The organism is Xenorhabdus sp. PB61.4 (assembly GCF_963894935.1).
Taxonomy (GTDB): domain Bacteria; phylum Pseudomonadota; class Gammaproteobacteria; order Enterobacterales; family Enterobacteriaceae; genus Xenorhabdus; species Xenorhabdus stockiae.
Genome location: NZ_CAWQJR010000104.1, coordinates 1 through 2,387 on the forward strand (window position 1 = coordinate 1; position 2,387 = coordinate 2,387).

The following is a 2,387-nucleotide window of genomic DNA, read 5'->3' on the forward strand; positions in this document are numbered from 1 at the left end:
TCACACGGTGAACCTGTAAGGCCTGAATTAACGCTGCCGGGGTCAATAAGGTGGTACGGTCAATCACCACCAATGTCCCGCCGTTCAGCAGCGGGGCCCAAACCTCAAACGAGCTGGCATCAAACGCCGGATTCGCCATAAAGGCCACCCGGTCATCCGATTCAATTTGAGCATAATTATTATTGATGGCCAGCCGAGTCACTGCACGATGCGGCACCAGTACGCCTTTTGGCGTGCCGGTGGAGCCGGAGGTGTACATAATATACGCTGACTCAGTGCTGGAACGTGGCAAATCAGGATTACGACTATCTTGCCCACGGTTTGTCTTTTTCTCATCCGAGAGACGCAACAATGGCACAGTCAAGTTAGCCGGGATATTCTCCCGTATATCAGCGAGCAGCAACCGGGCAGTACAATCCTGTATCATCCAGTGTTTTCGCTCATCCGGCACACCCGGATCAATCGGTACATAAACCGCGCCGACTTTCAGTACCCCTAGTTGGGCGACCACCAGTGCCACCGAACGCGCCAGTAACAGCGCCACATGCTCACCGGGACGGATACCGTGTTCAATGAGCTGACGGGCCAGTCGGTTGGCTCGGGCATTGAGTTCCGCATAGCTGACGGTCTGGTCTTCGTACATCAAGGCAATTGCGTCTGGGATTTTCTCTGCCTGCTGTTCGAATAACTGATGAATGCACACCGTGTCAGGGTACGGCGTTTCCGTGGCATTCCAGGTGGTAAGTAACAGAGTTCGTTCCGCTGCCGGCAGGATGTCCAACGTCCGAACTGGCCTGTCTGGGGCGTGTTCCAGCGCATCTGCCAGACTTTCCAGGGCCTGCTGCATATAATCACAGACCCGTTCCGGTGCGAGCGGTTGAACTGTCTGCGCCGTCAGCCCCAGCGCATCACCAAAGTCCTCCACCGACAGCACGAAGGGATAGTTAGTCCGCTCCTGCTCACTCCTAAACTCAATCCCGCTGACCCCCTCACCAGAGAGGGCAGACACATCATTATGCCGATAGTTCAGCAGGGCACTGAAAAGCGGACTCGCGTTGTCAATGCCACTGCATCGCTGGGCCAACGCCAGAGATGCATGCTCATGCGCCAATAATCCGGCCAGCCGGGTATGGGCCTGCTGCACACTTTCTCGTACTGGCGTATTATCGATATCCAGCCGCAGCGGCAGGGTATTAATAAACAACCCCAGCCCGCTATCCATCCCTTCTCCCGCCGCCATACGCCCGAACAACACGGTGCCGAACACCACGTTTTCCTGTCCACTGGTATGCGACAACACCTGCGCCCAAGCCAAATGGCACAACGACGCCAGACTGACGCCACACTGCCGGGCCTGACGGCGCAGACGGTGATTCAGCTCAGCAGGCAACATCCGATAGAATTCCGTCACCTGCGAGCCGTCACGGTGCACCTCCGCCAAACCGAACGGCAGTGTTGGCTCGGTCACATCTGCCAGCATGTCCGTGAAGAAACCGGTGTGCGCCTCCTGACTGATGCCCAACCGAGCCTGCGCCACCAGATGACGGAACGGTACCGAAGTCGGCAGCGTCTCCACCTGTTCCATTAGAAACGCCCGGACTTCATGGTGCATCATTTCCTGTGCTGTATGGTCTCCAATCAGGTGATGTTGCAATGCCAGTAAGCCCCATCGGCCATCCGCTTCCTGGGCAATCACAAATTGCAGTAACGGGGCCTCATTTAAGTTCAGGCGATAATAGCGGGGATCAAAACGCTGGCTCAGCTGCTCACTGACTGGTCCGTCTGCCGGATCTAACGTCAGTTCAGTGATCGATAACGGGGCCTGACGCCAGACTACCTGAGCCGGCACAGACAACTCCTGCCAGATAAAGGCCGTCCGCAGGATATCGTGGCGATTAACCACCTGCTGCACAGCGGCTAAGTAGCGCTCCAGCAAGGCCCGATCCGCAAAAATCATCTGGTTGGTCAACAGATACGGGTCACCCTCGTTTTCCAGTAAATGGTGGAATAAGATCCCGTCCTGCAAGGGCGACAGGGCATAAATGTCCTGAATATTGCTCATCCCGCCCGGCACTTGCCCGACAATACGATCAATATCCGCCTGCGTCAGGTCTATCAGTGGCAACATTTCTGGGGTGAGTTCCGTCGTATCAGAGGTAATGACGTTAGCAGGAACGTCCACGGCCCGGTGTTGTCCTAACGTTTGCGCCAGATCTGACAGCATTGGCGTCTGAAATAGATCGCGCACTGCCAGCGTCCGTTTTGATTGATGCAACCGTTCAATCATCCGCACCGCCAGCAGGGAATGCCCGCCCAGCATAAAGAAGTTGTCATGTCGGCTGACTTGCTCAAGGCCCAGCAATTCCCCCCAAATCGCCGCCAACACC

General features: G+C 56.1%; 1 protein-coding gene. It reads right to left on the reverse strand.

The window, feature by feature from the left end; genetic code table 11:
- The coding region (locus AACX68_RS06260) for an AMP-binding protein (RefSeq protein ID WP_228860826.1) at nt 1-2,387 on the reverse strand (2,387 nt) is incomplete at both ends.